Consider the following 15,608-nt stretch of genomic DNA (forward strand, 5'->3'; position numbering starts at 1 on the left):
CGCAACGAAGGCGAGTGACACGTCAGCGTACGCGAGTTCGTGCCCAGGTCACGTGGCGGACCTCTCAGAGTTCGCACAGACCGGTGTGGCGTACGCCACTCCCCCTCCTCCTGTGGTACGCCCCGCCCGGCCTGCCGGTTCCGTCGGGCCGTCGATAATCGAGCCCGTGACCGACCTTGTGACACGCGTTGCGCCGCCTCGCGACACGGCCCTGCGCCGTGCGGCCCCTGCCCTCCTCGGGTACGCGGCCGTGCGCGCCCTGGGCCTGCTCGCGCTGGCCCTGTGGAGCGCCGCGCGCGGCAAGAGCGCGTACACGCTGCTGACGGCCCGCTGGGACGCGCTCTGGTACGCCAGGGTCGCCGACCTCGGTTACGGCTACGAGGTGCGGCTGCCGAACGGCGACGTGCACTCGAATCTGGCCTTCTTCCCGCTGCTGCCCTGGCTGGAGCGGGGCCTCGCGGCGGTCACCCCGCTGTCGTACGCCGACGCGGGCTTCGTCGTCAGCCTGCTTGCCTCGCTCGCGGCGGCCTGGGGGATCTTCGCGGTCGCGGAGCATGTGTACGGCCGCAGGGTCGGGGTGTGCGCCGTGCTGCTGTGGGCCGTGCTGCCCGTCGGGATCGTGCAGTCGATGGCGTACAGCGAGTCGCTGTTCACCGCGCTCGCCGCCTGGTCGCTGTACGCGGTCCTGACCGGCCGCTGGCTGACGGCGGGCGCACTGGCCGCGCTGGCGGGGCTGACCCGGCCGGTCGGGCTCGCCGTCGTCGCGGCCGTGTGGGCGGCCGGGATCGCCTCGTTCGTGCGAGAGCGAAGCGCGGCGGACGCGCGCGCGGGCGAACGCGCTCCCGCGCCGCCCGGAGACGGCTCCACGCAGCGCGTCGGGACATCCGGCGGCGCGCCGGACACCCCGCGCGCCCCCGCGGCCGTACGACGCGCCCTGGCCATGCTCCTGGCCCCGCTGGGCGCCGCCGGCTACGTCCTGTGGGTCGGCCACCACACTGGCAGGGGCCCGCTGGGCTACCTGGACGTCCAGGCGGGCTGGCGCAACGGCTTCGACGGCGGCCTGGCCTTCGCCCGCTTCGTCGCCGACAAGTTCACGTCACTTCCGGGGGCACTCGCGGGCGTCGGGCTGATCGCCGGGGTCGGACTGGTGGTCCGGCTGTACGTCGTCTGCGTACGGCAGCGCCAGCCGCTCCCGCTGCTGGTGTACGCGGGTGTGGTCACCGCGCTCGCCCTGTGCGCGTCGAGCTACTTCGGCTCGAAACCACGCCTGCTGCTGCCCGCCTTCCCGCTGCTGCTGCCCCTCGCCCTGACCCTGTCCCGGCTGCGTACGTCCAGGTCGGCCCTGGTGGTGGGCGGTGTCGCGGTGGCATCGGCCGTGTACGGAGCGTTCTGGCTGAACGGCTCCGGTCCTCCATGATCGACTTGCGGGGACCGGTGAGCATCCGGAGAAATCCGCCCCAGCATTCGGTGAACGAATTTATAAGGCCCATAAAACTGATTCGCGAATGATCAAAGGAATTGAAGGGACCGACCGCCGGACATTGCGGATTCCTTGGAAATAAACCCGCTCCTGAGAGGAATCCCACATCACATCGTCATCACAAAGCAGCTGAAGAGACGGAGAACTTACCTCACTCGCTGTAACGTCGATTGGGTGCGTACCGAACGAAACCTCACCCGTCTGGACCGGGTGTTCGCCAGGCTGGACCGGGAGCCGGAACGACCGGCCCACATCGATGTGCCGAAGATGAGCCGGCACCGGGTCGCGCTGCTGACCGGGACCCTGGCCTTCTATCTGGCGATCGTGTGGCTCGTGGTGACCACGTCGTGGCTGGTCCGCTTCGACTGGCAGGTCATGTTCTTCCGGCCCTACCAGCAGTGGCAGGGCATCCACTGGTTCGTCGACTACTACGTCGTGCTCGGCCAGCGCGGCCCGACCGCGGTGATGGTCGCGGCCTGGCTCGGCTGGCGTTGCTGGCGGCAGCACACACTGCGCCCGCTGCTGACGCTGGGCGCCTCGCTGCTGCTGCTGAACATCACCGTGGGCGCCGCCAAGATCGGCATGGGCCGCCTCGGACCGCACTACGCGACCACGATCGGCTCGAACGAGATGGGCCTCGGCGGCGATATATTCCCCAGCGGCCACACCGCCAACGCCGTGGTGACCTGGGGAATCCTGGCCTACCTCGCCTCCACCCCGAGAGCCCGCCGCTGGCTGTCCGCCCTCTCCGCGGTGACCGCGCTGGGCGTGGGCCTCGCCACCGTCTACCTCGGTACGCACTGGCTGAGCGACGTGCTCCTCGGCTGGGCCGCGGGTCTGCTGATCCTGCTGGCCCTCCCCTGGTGCGAGCCGGGGATCGCCAAGGCCGAGGTGGCGCTCTTCGACCTGCGCGACCGCTGGCGCGCCCGCAAGGGGGCCACGGCACCTGCCGCTCCCGTCGGCGCTCCGGTGCTGCTCAAGCCGCGCACGACCGCGCAGGACGAGGCCGCCGCACGCGAGACGGTCACCTCCGCGGCCCGCTCGGCCCGGGCGCCCGCCTACCTGGCCCCGGGCCCGCACACGGCACGCTCGGAGCGCACGCCGGTCACTCCGGTCGGCAGCCGCCGCCCGCCGCACTCGGACCGCATCCCGCGCGGCGCGACGGCCTCCACGGCCCGCCCCCTGGGCGGCTGACGCCACACGGACAGCGGGGTCGGTACGCACAACCACTCCCGCACAGCGAAGGCCCCGGTTCCCGTTCGGGAACCGGGGCCTTCGTCACGTATCAGCCCTTCTCAGCCCTTCCAGGCCCGCACCACCCGGCCGTCCTTCACCTCGAAGTTCAGCCGGCCCGTGCGGTACTCCATCGTGATGATCGCCCCCGGCGGCAGTGAGCGCACCGTGGACCATCCGCGCTCCCGCGCGCGCCGCTCGGCGCCGGGCGCATCGAGGCCGACATACGCGTCCGGACTGTCCTGGGGCTCCGCCTGCGGAGTGGGAATCGGTGCCATGCCGCCACGCTAGGCCCTGTCCGGCGGCCGGGGAAGGCGGGGCGGTCCCACACGGCCCGTATCCCCCTCCGGTCACACTTCTGTCACAGGATCACGACACGTGTTTCGGCTCACGTGACATCAACTGCTGCACAGCGGGCGTCACACGTACGAGCGGTTCCGCACCTGTTCCGTAGGCCTTCCGCAGGTAATCGAACGTAATTCCCGCGTGTCGCGACCGTTCTCCGAATAGCCCGTCGGAAAGTGCCGTGAGAACCGACCCCGGGCCTCTTTCCGGTCCGATTCCGGGCGGGTTCGTGAGAGCTGACACCGCGTAGGAAATGCACGGTTCCAGCACAGAACCCCCGCACGCCCCCTGTCGGAGCGCGCGGCGGCGCGCGCATCATGACGTGAGCTCGCGGGCATGCGCGCGCGGGCTTCAGCGGACCCGGGGCGCGACGAGCGAAGGGGCGAGCGAGCGATGGGGACCCAGACCGTGCATCCGGCGGCGCGACCCGTGCCGACCAGTCAGGGACGGGTGATCGTCGACTGGCTGACGACCACCGACCACAAGAAGATCGGGCACCTCTACCTGATCACGGCGTTCCTGTTCTTCCTGGTCGGCGGGGTCATGGCGTTGCTGATGCGGGCCGAACTCGCCCGGCCCGGGCTGCAGATCATGGACAGCAACCAGTACAACCAGCTGTTCACCATGCACGGCACGATCATGCTGCTGCTGTTCGCGACCCCGGCCTTCGCGGGCTTCGCCAACGAGCTGATGCCCCTGCAGATCGGCTCCCCCGATGTCGCCTTCCCCCGGCTGAACATGCTGTCGTACTGGTTCTTCCTGTTCGGCGGCCTGATCGTGCTCAGTTCGCTGGCCGTGCCCGGCGGCCCCGCCGCCTTCGGCTGGTTCGCCTACGCGCCGCTCAACAGCGCGGTGCACTCGCCCGGTGTCGGACCCGACCTGTGGATCATGGGGCTCGCGCTGGCCGGCTTCGGCACGATCCTCGGCGCGGTCAACTTCATCACCACCATCATCGGAATGCGCTGCCCCGGCATGACGATGTTCCGGATGCCGATCTTCGTGTGGAACACGCTCTTCACGTCGATCCTGATCCTGATGGCGTTCCCGGTGCTCGCCGCCGCGCTGCTGTGTCTGGAGGCGGACCGGCGGTTCGGCGCGCAGGTCTTCGACTCGGCCAACGGCGGGGCGCTGCTGTGGCAGCACCTGTTCTGGTTCTTCGGCCATCCCGAGGTGTACATCATCGCGCTGCCGTTCTTCGGCATCATCACGGAGATCCTCCCGGTCTTCAGCCGCAAGCCGCTCTTCGGCTATCTGACGCTGATCGGCGCGACGATGGCGATCACCGGCCTGTCGGTGGTGGTGTGGGCGCACCACATGTTCGTCACCGGCTCGGTGCTGCTGCCGTTCTTCTCCTTCATGACGTTCCTCATCGCCGTGCCCACCGGCGTGAAGTTCTTCAACTGGATCGGCACGATGATCAAGGGCTCGCTGTCCTTCGAGACGCCGATGCTGTGGGCGTGCGGCTTCCTGGTGACGTTCCTGTTCGGCGGTCTGACCGGGGTGATCCTGGCGTCGCCGCCGCTGGACTTCCATGTCTCGGACAGCTACTTCGTCGTGGCGCACTTCCACTACGTCGTGTTCGGCACGGTCGTCTTCGCGATCTTCGGCGGCTTCTTCTTCTGGTGGCCCAAGTTCACCGGCAAGATGCTCGACGAGCGGCTGGGCAAGATCCAGTTCTGGACGCTCTTCGTCGGCTTCCACACCACGTTCCTGGTGCAGCACTGGCTGGGCGCCGAAGGCATGCCGCGGCGGTACGCCGACTATCTCGCGGCGGACGGCTTCACGGCCCTCAACACCATCTCGACGATCGGCGCGTTCCTGCTCGGCATGTCGACGCTGCCGTTCCTCTACAACGTCTGGAAGACCGCCAAGTACGGCGAGAAGGTCGAGGTCGACGACCCCTGGGGCTACGGCCGCTCCCTGGAGTGGGCGACCTCCTGCCCGCCGCCGCGGCACAACTTCACGACGCTGCCCCGGGTCCGCTCCGAGTCCCCGGCGTTCGACCTGCACCATCCGGACTTCGCGGCAGAGCCTCAGGAACCTGGGGAGTCCGTCGCAGCAGAGCGCGAGACAGGCGGTCCCGAGCGGTCCTGATCGCCTCGGTCAGCTCGGCGGGCTCCAGCACCTCGAACTCGAAGCCCATCATCATCACGTGGATCACCATCACGTCGAGGCCGGCGGCACCGGTGCGCAGGATGCAGCTGTCCGGGCCGTCCGCCTCCAGCTGCCCCGCCGAGGGCGAGATGCGCTCCGCGGCCTCCTCCAGGGGTGCCAGTAGCCGGATGACGGCATGTGAGGCGTACGCGCGCGTGGAGACGCCCTTCGAGACGTACGCGGCGAGGTCCTCGGCGGGCGGGGTGCGCGGGGCGAAGCGCGGGCCGTGCGGCGGCTTCGGCGTGATGCGGTCGACGCGGAACGTACGCCAGTCCTCCCGGTCCAGGTCCCAGGCGACCAGGTACCAGCGGCGCTCGGTGCACACCAGGCGGTGCGGTTCGACGGTGCGGCGGGTGGAGGTGCCCCCGTGGTCGCTGTACTCGAAGCGGAGGCGCTCGGAGTCCCGGCAGAGATTGGCCAGTTCGGTCAGGACGGCCGGGTCGACGGCGGAGGGCTGGGGTCCGCGCAGCATCGGCACGGTGAAGGCGTTGAGGGCGCCCACGCGGCGGCGCAGCCGGTTCGGCAGCACCTGCTCCAGTTTGGCGAGGGCCCGTACGGAGGTCTCGCCGATGCCCTCGATGCCCTGCCCGGCGGCCGTGCGCAGCCCGACGGCCACCGCGACCGCCTCGTCGTCGTCCAGGAGCAGCGGCGGCAGCTCGGCGCCCGCGCCCAGCTGGTAGCCGCCGCCGGTGCCGGGGCTCGCGTTGACCGGGTAGCCCAGCTCGCGCAGCCGGTCGACGTCGCGGCGCACGGTGCGCGGGGTGACGCCGAGGCGGTCGGCGAGGTCGGCGCCGGACCATTCGCGGTGGGCCTGGAGGAGCGAGAGCAGGCGCAGGAGTCGTGCCGAGGTCTCCAACATGGGTCCGAGTCTGCCAGGAATTGCGGACAGTAACTGTCCTCAAGGGTGCCTGGTACGGGGCACCGCGGTGACGGACACGGACAGGTCGTTGTCCCGCGTGTAGTACGGCCCGGCCTCCACCGGACCGTACGGCGCGTCCACGCGCACGCGTGGATAGGTGAACACGGGCTTCTTGTCCGCCACGTCGTCGAGCAGCCGCGCGACCCGCACCGCCGGTCCCGCCTCCCCCGCGGGCCGCAGCCACAGGTCCCACACGCCGGGCTCCAGGGCGCCGTACACCACCTTGAAGCGGAACTCGGTCCGGTCGGCGAGGAGTTCGGTCCGGCGAGCCGGGACGGGCGCGTGCCGGCCGCGGAGCTCCGCGTACGCCTCCGGGCCGAGCCCGACGCCGTACACCCGCCCCGGCACCGTCAACACGCCCTGTTTGATGCGCAGTTCGCCCGCCTCGGCGTGCGGGGCGCGCAGCCAGCTGCGGACGGTGAGGTTGCCCTGCCGGGTCGCATACGGGATGCGGACGGCGACGTGGCCGCGGGAGCCGCTGGGGGTCCGGGCGGCGAGCGAGCGCAGGTCGGTGACGCCGGGCACCAGGCGGCGAGGCTCGCCGGCGTCCACGCGCGCGTAGGCGTCCCAGCGGCCCTCGGGGAGGGCGACGATGCTGGGCAGCGCGGCGCGCAGCCGGCCGTCGGCGGCGGGGGCCAGCGGCAGGTACACCTCGTCATGGCCTTCGCGGCGGCGCAGCACGAGCAGGGCCGTGGCCGATTCCCCGACCGCGAGGACGTCGAAGGTCAGCCCGCCGGCGGAGTCGGCGATGCAGTCGGCACGCAGCGGTGTGGACTGCGGGGCCAACGTTGTCATGCGCTACGGATCCCTTCTGGCCTGTTCCCTGGTAAGACCGGCGAACAGGCACTTTGGTTGCCCTTTACCCGGACTACGGCTGGTAGGGGATCTGCGGCACGTCGAAACAGTTGCTGTTCATGTCTCCCTGGGACACCCAGCCCTTGCCGTCCTGCCAGCGGGCCACCGACAGACAGGTCCTGCGGTCCTTCGGCGGCTCGGCCTGCCGCTCGAAGGCGACGGGAACCAGCAGCCCTCCGGCGGTGTAGTTCTCGCTGCGGTTCATGAAGGCGTCGACGCACGCGCGCGTGATGCCCGCGTGTGCACAGGACTTCGCCGCGTCGGTGAACCACATGGCGGCCGCCCAGCCCTCCAACTGCCACTGGGAGTGCGTCTTCAGACCCTTCGTGGCGTCCCGGAAATCCCGTACGCCCGCGTTGCCCGTGTCCTCGTAGTTGCGGCTGGAGCCGGTCGCCCAGAGGGCGTTGCGGCAGCGCGGGGAGTCCTTGTAGTCGTCCGGGACGGTGGACGTCCAGTTCTGTACGTTGGTGACCTTGGCGGTGACCCTGGCACCGACCTCGTCCATCGCCTTGCACAGCTGGGCGTTGCCGTGGGTGTCGATCGCGTCGAAGACCAGATCGGCGCCCTGCTCCTTCAAGTCGGCCGCGGCGGCACGGAAGTTGGGCAGCGCGAAGTCGACCTGCTCGGTGACCACCTTGTAGCCCTCGGCCTCCAGGCCCCGCTCGACGAGCCTGGCGTAGGCGGCGGACGCGGCCTGGTTGTAGGACACGACGGCGGCCGTGCGGGCGCCCTTCTCGCGCTTGAAGTAGCGGTAGACCTCCGTGCCGCCGTAGAGCTTGCCGTCCCAGCCGGGCGTGCCGTTCCTCGGGGCGAGGCTGCCGTAGATGCCGTACAGGTGCGGCCAGGTGTCGTAGGCGGCGCCGATGGGCTGGCCGCCGATGTCGGGCACGCGCGCGTGGGAGACGCGGGAGGCGCCCGCGTAGTCCAGGGCGGTGGTGGCGACCAGGGCGACGACCTTGTCCTCGTCGATCAACTGGTGCACGCAGGTGTTGTTGCCGACGCCGCTGCCGCCGTCGTCGCACTCCCGCACCTCGACCGGGTGCCCGTCGATGCCACCGCGCGCGTCGAGGCGGTCGAAGTACGCCTTGGCGCCGTTGCGCGGGCCGGTGAAGGTGTTGCCGCCGACCGGGCTGGTGGCGCTGGTGATGATGCCGACGCGGATGGGCGTGCCGCTGGTCGGCGCGGGCGTGTTCGTCCGGCCGCCGTGCTCGAAGTCGCTCTCCGGCAGGCGGCTGCCGCAGGCCGTGCCCAGCACGAGCAGCAGCGCAGCGGCAGCTGCGTGCTCAGCAGCCCGGGAGCGCCGACGCCGAGGCATTGCCGCTCATGGCGACCAGTGCGCAGAGCGTGTTGACGGAGACCTTCCAGGTGCCGTTCTGCTCGACGGACGTCCCGGACGCGTTCGGCAGGGCGGTGGCGCCCTTCAGCGTCAGGTTGTACGTCACCGTCGCCTTGGTCGGCGAGGTGAAGTCGACCTTCGTCACCTGGGCCTGCACCTGCCCGCCGCGCTGGTCACCGCCGAAGGCCTGCAGGACGAGCGCCATCCGGTCACCGTTCTCCAGGACGGCCAGCTTCTCCTTCGCAGAGGTCTTCGGGTCGAAGAACTTCGCCCAGTTCTGCTTGATCTCCTTCGTGGCGGCCGCCGGATCCGCAGGCGCGGTGGCCGGCGCGCTCGTCGTCTTCTCCACGGACGGAGTGGGGGGTGTGCTCTCGCTCCCGCCGCCGCTGTTGTCGCTGCAGGCCGCGAGGACCGGGGCGAGGATGAGAACGAGGGCGGCCAGTGCCGCCGTGCCCCGTCCCGCCGCCCTTGGGCCGCGCCCCCTTCGTGCGTTCCCCCGCCTGAGGTCGCTCCCGAGAACCATCTGGCTCACCACCGGGTGTCGGTCCGGGCAAGGTGCGCCCGGTGCTTTCAGGGTCAGCTTCCAGAAGGCATAGTGCAAGCCATTGGCTGACATGGACAGACACTCGACGTGTGTGAACGGACGAGGAGCCAACGATGCGGACAGCGCGACTGCGGACCGTTCACCCCGTCCTGTGGGCCGGCTGGGCCGCGCTCGCCGCGGGTGCGGTGCTGTGCGTCATCGGCTGGTACGGCATCTCCGGCGAGCGTTACGCCGAGCGGCAGCTGCCCTACCTCGCCTCCTGCACGGTCCCCGGCGCGGCACTGATCATCGCCGGGTCGGTGCTGCTCACCCACGGGCGCAACGCCCTCGCCGCCGCGCGCGTGGAGGAGCTGTACGGCCTCCTGGTCGCCGCCGAGTCCGCCGACGCCGACGAGTCCCGGCAGGCGGCCGCCCTGCCCCTCGCGGTCAGCGGGGACCTGCTGATGGTGCCCGGCGGCACACTGTGGCACCGCGCGGACTGCCCCCTGGTCTCCGGCAAGGTGGAGGCCGTACCGGTCGACGCGAAACTGCTGACGAGCGGCGAGCTGGGCCCGTGCCCGATCTGCGAACCCGCCGACGAGACCGACTGAAGTACTCCCTGATGTCTTCCCTGACGTACGACCTCACGCTCGCCGGGCTCTCCGTCGGCAGCGCGGCCGCGCTCACCGGAATCGGCCTGATCGTGACGTACCGCGCGACCGGCGTGCTCAACTTCGCGCACGGCGCGATCGCGATGGTGTGCGCGTATGTGCTGCGGCAGTGCGTGGTCGAGTGGGGCTGGCCGCTGTGGCTGGCGGCGACGGTGACGCTGGTCGTCCTGGCTCCGGCGATCGGCGTGGTCCTGGAGCGGTTCGTCTTCCGGCCGCTCGCGGTCCTGGGCAGCGACCCGGCGCAGACGCTCGTCGCATCCATCGGGGTGTTCGTACTGCTGGTCGGCGGGGCGGCGCTGGTGTGGGGGCAGGGGGCGCGGGACGACGCCCCGGAACTCGTGTCGGAGGACCCGTGGGGCCAGCTGGCCGTGGTGCTGGTGCTGGCCATGGGCGTCGGGGCGGTGATCCGGTGGACGCGGTTCGGGCGGGAGCTGCGGGCCGTGGTGGACGACCGGCAGCTTGCGGTGCTCGGCGGGATCGACGCGGACCGGGTGGCGGCGGCGGGCTGGGCGTTCGGTGCGTTCACGGCGGGCCTGACGGGCGTCCTGCTGGCGCCGTACGTGCGCCTGGACCCGTACGGACTGCCGCTGCTCGTCATGGAGGTGGTGGCGGTCGCGGTGGCGGCGCGGATGCGGAACCTGCCGCTGGCCGTCGTCGTGGCGCTGGGCATCGGGATCGCACAGAGCCAGCTGACGCGGCTGCATCCCTCCGGCTGGGGCGAGCCGTTGCTGCAGGCGGTGGGCGCGAACCTGTTCGTGGTGGCCCTGCTGGTCGCCGCTCTCGTCCTGCCCCGCATCGGTACGCGCGACGCCCTGCCGCGCACGGCCACCGCGCGCGTGCCGACGCCGCCGGGCGCATGGATCGTGGCCGTCGTCCTGTTCCTGCTCCCGCTGGGTTTCGCCGGCTCGGACCTGCACACGTCGGTCCAGGTGCCGGCGCTGGGCGTGGTGCTGCTGTCCTTGGTGGTGGTCACCGGCCGGGGCGGCCAGATCTCACTCGGGCAGGCGGCGTACGCGGGCCTTGGCGCCCTGTTCACGGCCCTGCTCGCGGCGGGCCGCTTCCCGGGCCTGCCGCGACTGCCCGAGCTGGCCGCCCTGGCGGTGGCGGTCGTTCTGGTCGCTCCCCTGGGCCTCCTGACGGGCTGGCCGGCGATCGGCCGCCAGGGCCTCGCGCTCGCGCTGGCGACGTTCGCGGTGGGCGTCGGGGTGAGCCGCTTCGTCTTCGCCCAGCCGTACGCCACGTCCGGACTGTCTCTGGACCGCCCGGCGGGCTTCGACGGCGACCGCGCGTACTACGTCCTCGAACTGGCCCTGCTGGCAGCCGCGTTGCTGGCCACGCGGGCACTGCGCAGAGGCCGCACGGGCCGGGCCCTGGCCGCCATGCGGGACCACGAGTCGGGCGCCTCGGCAGCCGGCGTCCAGGTCCCGTCGCTCAAGCTCCTGGCCTTCGTCTCGGGCGCCGCCCTGGCCGCGCTCGGCGGCGGCATGCTCGGCATGGGCCTGCGGGCCTTCGACCCGGGCGCCTACGACCCGGTCCGCGGCCTGCTGTGGTTCGCCGCCGTCGTGGTACTGGGCGCCGACAGCACCCTGGGCGCCCTGGCCGCGGCCGCCCTCCTGGTCGGCCTCGACGCGGGCGCCCGGGGCGGGGTGGCGGCGGCGCTGATCGGCGTGCTGGCGGTGCTCGTCGGGCGCTTCCCCGGAGGCCCGTACGAGGCACTGCGAACAGCCGCGGGACGACTGCGGCTCGGGCGAAGGGCGAGGCTGACGGAGCTGGGGCTGCGGGCACGGGCGCGGCTGCGGCCGACGGAGCAACGGGCCGAGGGGCGGCCGGCGTTGGCGGGGGTGACGGCGGCGGGCCTGCAGGAGACGTCCCGGCGGACTTCACCCCCACAACCCGCAGCCGCCGATGCTGCTCGGCCCCCACAGGGGCCACCCGCACCCGACCACGAAAGTGGTACGGGTGGCACGGGTGGTGCGGGTGGGAACACAAACCCGGCCGAAGGCCGGGTGCACCCCCACACACCCGCACCTGTACTCACAGCCCGCACCCTCCACGCCCGCTACGGCGGCTTCAAAGCCCTCGACGGAGTCGACCTCACCGTCCCCCCGGGACAGGTCACCGCCATCGTCGGCCCCAACGGGGCGGGAAAGAGCACCCTGTTCCACTGCCTGGCGGGCACCCTGCGCCCCACGCACGGGCAAGTGCGGCTCGGCGCAAGGGACATCACCCGCCTGGCCGCCCACGCCCGCACCCGGCTGGGAATCGCCCGCACGTTCCAACAGCTGGCCGTCTTCCCGTCGTTGACCGTGGCCGAGAATGTCCGCGTGGGTGCCGAGCAGGGCCGGCTGAGCGATCCGGGGGCCGTGGATCGGGCGCTGCGGCTGTTCGGCCTCGACGGCCCCGTACGGACCCTGCCCGCCGCAGGCCTCCCCACCGGCACGCTGCGCCGCGTGGAGCTGGCCCGGGCCCTCGCGGGCAGTCCGCGCGTGCTGCTGCTCGACGAGCCCGCTGCCGGCCTGGACAGCGCCGAAGTCGCCGCTCTGGCACGGGTGCTGAAGGCCCTGGCGGCCGACGGCACCGCCCTCCTGGTGGTCGAGCACGACCTCGACCTGGTCGCCGACCTCGCAGATGTCGTGCAGGTCATGACGGCGGGCCGCATCGTCGCCTCCGGCCCGCCCGAGCACGTACTCGACGCCCTCGGCACCGGGGAGGCGCGCCCATGACCATCTCCCTGCGCCACGCGCGCGTGCGCTACGGCCCCCTGGAGGCCCTGCACGGCATCACCCTCGCCGCCCCCGGCCCCGGCCTCACCGTCCTGCTCGGCCGCAACGGATCCGGCCGTACGACCGCCCTGCGCGCGCTGGCCGGGCTCGTACCGCTGTCCGGCGGCGCGGTGGTGTGGGACAGCGTCGACGTGAGCCGGATGCCGGCGTACGAGCGGGCTCGGCGCGGGCTGTGTCTGGTTCCCGAGCGGCAGGCCGTGTTCGGGTCCCTCACCGTGCACGAGAACCTCGAACTGGCAGCCAGGGACTACGGCTTCGCCCTCGAGGCCTACCCGCAGCTGGAGCCCCTGCTCACGCGCCGTGCCGGCACCCTCTCCGGAGGCGAGCAGCGCATGCTCGCCCTGTCCCGCGCCCTGCTGGCACGCGCACGCGTGGTGCTCGTCGACGAGCCCGCGCAGGGCATGTCACCCGCGGTCGCGGCCCGCACGTACGACCTGCTGGGCGCCGTCGACGCGTGCGTCGTCATCGCCGAGCAGCGGCTGCCGCCCGGGCTCCAGGACCGGACGGGGGTCCTCGTGTACGAACTGCGCCGGGGCGCCGTCGTGTTCAGCGGAGAGGCGGGCGAACGGGAGCGTCGGACAGCGGCGGACCGGCCGCCTCGAAGTCCTGGTACGGCTCCTGGACGCGGGCCGAGCCCCCCGGGATGAGCAGCTGTGTGCCGACGTTCAGCCGGTTCGGACGTGTGCCGACCATGTCCTTGTTGGCCCGGTACAGCGACAGCCAGCCGCCGTCGAGGCCGTACCTGTCCGCGATCGACACCAGCGTCTCGCCGGCGTGCACGGCGTGCACACGCCCCTGGAGCCGGTACCGCTGGGAGCAGGCCGGCCAGGTCTCCCACCCCTGGGCGGCGAGTACCTTCTCGGCGACGGCGATCTGCTCCTCGCGGGTGGCGAGATCCGCGCGCGGGGCGAACTTCAGCCCGCCGAAGTGCTTCCAGGTGGACTGCTGGAACTGCAGACCGCCGTAGAAGCCGTTCCCGGTGTTGATGTCCCAGCGCCCGCCGCTCTCGCAGTCCGCGATGCAGCCCCAGGGCCAGTGGTCCTTGGCGCAGCCGTAGGACAAGCGCACCGGAAGCGCTCCCGGCAGCGGGGGCGGCGGTGCCGCCTGGGCCGTGACGGGGACGAGGGCGCTGAACAGGGCGGCGGCCAGCGCGAGTGCGAACTGCGTGCGGTGCATGCGGAACATCGGGCCACGGTAAGCAGTGGGCGGCCTGCGGCCGCTCCGGCGCGTCCGGTGCGCCGAAGGGCCCCACCCGGTCGGACGACCGGACGGGGCCCGCACCCGGCAAGAGCCTGTGTTCACAGGCTCTTGCCGGGTGGGTGGCTCAGAGGTTGAGCTGCTGCCCGGGCACGATCAGGTCGGGGTCACCGCCGATGACGGCCTTGTTGGCGGCGTACAGCCGCTGCCAGGTGGTCCCGTGCCGGGCGGCGATCCTGCTCAGGGTGTCGCCCTCGCGGACGGTGTAGTCGCCGCGGGAGGCACCGCGCGTCGTGTGGCCCGTCGAACGTGCCGGCGCCTTCGACGGCTTCGACTTGGCAACCGCCGAGGACTCGGTGGACTTGGTGGTTGCGGAACCGGAGGAGGCCGCGGGTGCGCTGCCGTACGCTCCGGCCCGTGCCGAGCAGACCGGCCAGGCGCCCCAACCCTGGGCGTGCTGGACCTTGGTGGCCACCGCGATCTGCTGTTCCCTGGAGGCCCCGGCGGCCGTCGGCGCATAGGCCGAGCCGCCGTACGCGCGCCAGGTGCCGGCGGAGAACTGGAGCCCGCCGTAGTAGCCGTTGCCGGTGTTGATGTGCCAGTTGCCGCCGCTCTCGCACCGGGCGATGCGGTCCCACACTCCGCCGTCCGCCGCCGCGGCGTTGCCGGTCGCGGCCAGCAGCCCGAGCGGAGCGAGCAGTGCCGCCCCGGCGAGGACCGCCGTCGTACGAGCCTGCGTCTTACGAACGTTGTCGCGGTTGGTATCGGCACATTCGGACATGTAATTCCCTCTCCAAGGACTCGGGGTCCCCCAAGGCGGGGCGCACTCCCACGCATCGACGCGGTCGTCGCGCTCCGCCCCGTCCGCCGGAGGTGGTGCTGGGTGCTGGCTTGGTGCGGCCGGCGGACGGTCCCGAGCGGTGCTCGTTGCACACGGCCGAGGAATCTAGGGAGCCTGTCGAGGCATCAGCAACCAACTGCTTGTCATTCCAGGCCAGTTCGCCGTTACCGCAGGTATCGGTTATTTCCGGCCACCCACTTCATTCGCCGATTTCACGATTTGTCGACCAGGTGCCTCGACGATCTGTGACCCACTTCACGGAACCAACTTCCTTGGATTTCCAAGGAATTGACGGTGAGTGCCCGATTCCGCACCTGTGGTGACCCTGTGCGGTGGATGGTTCGATTCCGTTCGCCCTGGAGCGTGACTCCCGCCACAGATCGCCCGTTGTCTTCTTCATGAGCCCGGGACCCACCCGGGCACCGCTTCCCGAGGGAGTCACCGTGCCGCGCATGCTCGACGTCAGCGACGAGGTACGCGCCGAGATCGGCGACGAAGAAGCCGACCGGCTGCTCACCGGAGAGAACGCCCCGGGCAGTTACGACTGCACGTCCTGCCGTACCCCGGGCGACTCCGAACAGGAGCGCACCAGCACCGTCCTGTTCATCGGCGAGGAGACCGCCGTCCTCGCCTTCGCCCACGCCACCTGCCTGCCCTCACAGGTCGTCCAGGTCACCGAGGAGCAGCTCCAGGGGGCCGTGCGGTCCATCTCCGGGGACACCGTGGACCTGGACCCCGAGCAGGTCGTCCCCGAGCAGGCCGTGCTCGGTGTGACCAGCGGACTCGTCCTGATCGCCGGGGAGTTGCACCCGGCGCTGGTCGTCGAACCGACCGGGCCCATCGTGCGGCCGGGCACGACCGGGCTCGGCGACGACTTCCTGCCGCTGCTGATCGAGCAGGGGTTCATGCCGCTCATGGAGCTGGCCGAGGTGCCGCCCGTACTGCACGGCTGGTCGGTGCTGCTCGCCATGGGGCAGCTGCACGCCGTACTGCAGCCCGGCACGAACGGCGGGCAGCCGGTGGCGTGGTGGCAGGCGCATCAGCCGCTCCAGGTGACCGAGGGCTGGCGGGCCGCCGCCAACAAGCATCAGCAGGTGCTCATGTTCGCCGCTCCGGTCGGGTCCATCGGGCGTCAGCCCCGCGAGGACCTGCTGCGGGACGCCCTGGACAAGGCGGCGGCCAACGGGAAGCTGGTCGGGGTCGCCATGCCTCTCGCGGGGACGTGAGCACGCCCAAAGAGGCAGATACCAACCGCATCCCTTGAAGTTCGG

At 71.6% G+C, this 15,608-nt stretch carries 13 protein-coding genes and 1 pseudogene; 7 read left to right on the forward strand and 7 right to left on the reverse strand.

What is annotated here, in order from left to right; translation table 11 throughout:
- Positions 1-166 precede the first annotated feature (166 nt).
- Together ACFY10_RS37355 and ACFY10_RS37360 are read left to right on the forward strand one after the other, a co-directional pair.
- On the forward strand, positions 167-1,417 hold the full coding sequence (locus tag ACFY10_RS37355; RefSeq protein ID WP_390669723.1) for a hypothetical protein: 1,251 nt from the start codon (positions 167-169) through the stop codon (positions 1,415-1,417).
- A gap of 237 nt (positions 1,418-1,654) precedes the next feature.
- On the forward strand, positions 1,655-2,674 hold the full coding sequence (locus ACFY10_RS37360) for a phosphatase PAP2 family protein (protein WP_390669724.1): 1,020 nt from the start codon (positions 1,655-1,657) through the stop codon (positions 2,672-2,674).
- Between the two features lie 101 nt (positions 2,675-2,775).
- Here the strand turns inward: ACFY10_RS37360 and ACFY10_RS37365 are convergent, their stop codons facing one another.
- Positions 2,776-2,991 carry an I78 family peptidase inhibitor gene (locus ACFY10_RS37365; protein ID WP_390669725.1) on the reverse strand — a complete coding sequence of 72 codons (216 nt, stop codon included), beginning with the start codon at positions 2,989-2,991 and terminating at the stop codon, positions 2,776-2,778.
- A 460-nt stretch (positions 2,992-3,451) separates the two neighbouring features.
- Here ACFY10_RS37365 and ctaD point away from each other — a divergent pair.
- Positions 3,452-5,128 (forward strand): annotated as a pseudogene (gene ctaD / locus ACFY10_RS37370) (cytochrome c oxidase subunit I); the annotation flags it as partial.
- Here ctaD and ACFY10_RS37375 read toward each other — a convergent pair.
- From ACFY10_RS37375 to ACFY10_RS37390, 4 genes are all read right to left on the reverse strand, one after another.
- Positions 5,019-6,071 (reverse strand): helix-turn-helix transcriptional regulator, encoded by a 1,053-nt coding sequence (locus tag ACFY10_RS37375; protein WP_390669726.1) that lies wholly within the window; start codon positions 6,069-6,071, stop codon positions 5,019-5,021. The pseudogene ctaD and the gene ACFY10_RS37375 sit on opposite strands and share 110 nt — an antisense overlap.
- A gap of 39 nt (positions 6,072-6,110) precedes the next feature.
- Positions 6,111-6,926, reverse strand: a complete 816-nt coding sequence (locus ACFY10_RS37380; protein ID WP_390669727.1) for a hypothetical protein — start codon at positions 6,924-6,926, stop codon at positions 6,111-6,113.
- 73 nt (positions 6,927-6,999) lie between these two features.
- Positions 7,000-8,301 carry an ABC transporter substrate-binding protein gene (locus ACFY10_RS37385; RefSeq protein ID WP_390669729.1) on the reverse strand — a complete coding sequence of 434 codons (1,302 nt, stop codon included), beginning with the start codon at positions 8,299-8,301 and terminating at the stop codon, positions 7,000-7,002.
- Positions 8,270-8,845, reverse strand: a complete 576-nt coding sequence (locus tag ACFY10_RS37390) for a hypothetical protein (protein WP_390669730.1) — start codon at positions 8,843-8,845, stop codon at positions 8,270-8,272. Before ACFY10_RS37390 ends, ACFY10_RS37385 begins: the two co-directional genes overlap by 32 nt.
- Before the next feature lie 134 nt (positions 8,846-8,979).
- Here ACFY10_RS37390 and ACFY10_RS37395 point away from each other — a divergent pair, with 134 nt between their 5' ends.
- Genes ACFY10_RS37395 through ACFY10_RS37405 form a run of 3 tightly spaced genes read left to right on the forward strand, consistent with a single transcriptional unit; the run spans position 8,980 to position 12,946 of the window.
- The gene (locus ACFY10_RS37395; RefSeq protein ID WP_390669731.1) at positions 8,980-9,456 is read left to right on the forward strand and encodes a hypothetical protein; all 477 of its coding nucleotides are present in this window, start codon (positions 8,980-8,982) and stop codon (positions 9,454-9,456) included.
- Positions 9,457-9,467: 11 nt separating this feature from the next.
- The gene (locus ACFY10_RS37400; RefSeq protein WP_390669732.1) at positions 9,468-12,239 is read left to right on the forward strand and encodes an ATP-binding cassette domain-containing protein; all 2,772 of its coding nucleotides are present in this window, start codon (positions 9,468-9,470) and stop codon (positions 12,237-12,239) included.
- Positions 12,236-12,946: an ATP-binding cassette domain-containing protein gene (locus tag ACFY10_RS37405; RefSeq protein ID WP_390669733.1), complete on the forward strand. Its 711-nt coding sequence runs from the start codon at positions 12,236-12,238 to the stop codon at positions 12,944-12,946. The genes ACFY10_RS37400 and ACFY10_RS37405 overlap by 4 nt, the downstream gene beginning before the upstream one ends.
- Here the strand turns inward: ACFY10_RS37405 and ACFY10_RS37410 are convergent.
- Positions 12,846-13,484 carry a transglycosylase family protein gene (locus ACFY10_RS37410; RefSeq protein WP_390669734.1) on the reverse strand — a complete coding sequence of 213 codons (639 nt, stop codon included), beginning with the start codon at positions 13,482-13,484 and terminating at the stop codon, positions 12,846-12,848. The genes ACFY10_RS37405 and ACFY10_RS37410 overlap by 101 nt on opposite strands.
- A 139-nt stretch (positions 13,485-13,623) precedes the next feature.
- The gene (locus ACFY10_RS37415; RefSeq protein ID WP_390669735.1) at positions 13,624-14,277 is read right to left on the reverse strand and encodes a transglycosylase family protein; all 654 of its coding nucleotides are present in this window, start codon (positions 14,275-14,277) and stop codon (positions 13,624-13,626) included.
- 503 nt (positions 14,278-14,780) lie between these two features.
- Between ACFY10_RS37415 and ACFY10_RS37420 the strand changes: the two genes are divergently transcribed.
- On the forward strand, positions 14,781-15,563 hold the full coding sequence (locus tag ACFY10_RS37420) for a hypothetical protein (RefSeq protein WP_390669779.1): 783 nt from the start codon (positions 14,781-14,783) through the stop codon (positions 15,561-15,563).
- Positions 15,564-15,608: the final 45 nt, after the last annotated feature.

It is taken from the genome of Streptomyces sp. NPDC001401 (assembly GCF_042895385.1).
Taxonomy (GTDB): Bacteria; Actinomycetota; Actinomycetes; order Streptomycetales; family Streptomycetaceae; genus Streptomyces.